Below are 1,683 nucleotides of genomic sequence, written 5' to 3'. Positions count from 1 at the left end.
ATGAGCTGGCTGGCTTGGTTATTTGTTAAAAGCATACTTTCCTCAAGTCTGAGAGTTACAGAAAAAGCAGAAATTGAAGGTCTAGATTTCCACGAACACCGTATGACTGCCTACAGTGGCTTTTTGTTTAAGGGAGATGTCAAGCAATTAGCCATGAGGGATCGGCAAAGACATAATTAGGGTTTGCTGAAAAAGTCTTTTGGTATGGGATTGAGTCAGCGAGTGTGGAGTCAGGAGTTAGGAGAAATGGGAATTATATCTGACGGGGTGACAAACAGCCTTAAAAGCCTTACTGGGTGTGGGGTGTGGGGTGAGGGCGAACGGGGAAGATCAGGAGCTGGCTACGTTGCTAGGGACGGTTGAATCAGGTATATGACCGATTGTTATTGCTGGGCTCACTCCAAATTCCCTGTCAGCCATGCTTTGCGCGAGTGGTTTGAAGTTACCGTAAGATAGTGGAGCCTTGTCTTGATGCAGTCGCTCATGGGGGAAACCACGGCAGTCGCTCATGGGGGAGACCACGGCAGTCGCTCATGGTTTGAAGTTACCGTAAGACAGTTGAGCCTTAATCAATAAGTTTTAACCCTTTTCTGCAGAGCCTACCAACCATAAAGGCTCAACTGTCTAAGGTTTCGTCTCCGGGGGAAACCCCCAAGACCGCGCTGCCTCCCCAAGACCGCGCTGCCTCCCCAAGACCGCGCTGCATCGCTATTCAAAAGTATTTAACCCTTTTCTGCATAACCTGCTAACTATAAAGGCTCCACAATAAACAGGTTTCGTCTCCGGGGGAAACCCCCTGTTCCGAAGCTGCATCGCTTCTATTTTCCCCACCCCCCACACCCGGTCACCCCACACCCTGTATACTTTTTAGCCTTGTTGTCACCACCTCAGGAATTATATAGGAGGTAGTCGGAAGAATTGTCCCTTGATTTTTATGCTGTTGTCTGCCCAAAAGGCTAAGTTATTGAGCTTTTTCGACCGAAAAGCTGGCACTTTTTTCGACCCAACAAGGCTAAAACCTTTATCTGTCAATGCTTTGAGAGTTAATCAGCAAGCCCTAATTAACACACTTTTCTGTAGATACAAGCCAACCCATGAAATTATAGGATTTATCCGGTTATGAAGTGAATAAGTAAAAAGATTTCCAAGCAAATCGGTTTAATTTGATACAGACAAACTAAGCCCAAAGATTAGAATCATAGAAGCAAATTAATTCAGGAATAATGTGATCATAGTTTTATCGGATGCCTCTCAAGACTATCAAGATAGCAATCCGTGTAGCAATTGAGATGATTTTGATCCCTATTCCCTATTCCCTATTCCCTGTTCCCTGTTTCCCTGTTCCCTGTTCCCTCTTCACTTTGCTAGAGTAGTTTAATCAAAATTAATCCCATGACCATAATCAATATGTCAAACAAACAACAAGATTACGATAGCGTTGTTAGGGATTTAGTAGCTGAATATGATGACATTTTAGGTGCAGTTATTCTCTATAAACAGTTACCAATTACTGAGTTAATAGGTAGATTAAATAAAACTGAAATTATAAAAATAGCCGATCAAATAATCGAGTTTCACAAATCTATTAACCGCTTACCTAGTCTGGTAAACAACGAAAAAATATTGATGGAATCTAGAGATACTTTGCTGATTGTTGTTTTTTATCCTAATCAGTGTTTGTTG

The 1,683-nt window shown here is 42.5% G+C and carries 2 protein-coding genes and 1 pseudogene; all 3 read left to right on the top strand.

The window, feature by feature from the left end; all coding sequences use genetic code 11:
- A pseudogene (locus F6K53_RS40515) lies at window positions 1-180 on the top strand (ammonium transporter); the annotation flags it as partial.
- Window positions 181-1,244: 1,064 nt separating this feature from the next.
- Complete coding sequence (locus F6K53_RS40510; protein ID WP_269087037.1) at window positions 1,245-1,373, top strand: hypothetical protein; 129 nt, start codon at window positions 1,245-1,247, stop codon at window positions 1,371-1,373.
- Window positions 1,374-1,407: 34 nt separating this feature from the next.
- On the top strand, window positions 1,408-1,683 hold a 276-nt coding region (locus F6K53_RS40505; RefSeq protein ID WP_293085817.1), incomplete at its 3' end, for a hypothetical protein.

The organism is Moorena sp. SIO4A1, assembly GCF_010672065.1.
Classification (GTDB): Bacteria; Cyanobacteriota; Cyanobacteriia; order Cyanobacteriales; family Coleofasciculaceae; genus Moorena.
Note: the sequence above shows the minus strand (reverse complement) of the source record. Positions and strands in the feature narration are given on the sequence as shown.

Excerpts from the sequence above, each read along its gene's own strand:
- F6K53_RS40510 (WP_269087037.1), top strand. The coding sequence starts at position 1,245 with ATGCCTCTCAAGACTATCAAGATAGCAATCCGTGTAGCAATTGAGATG.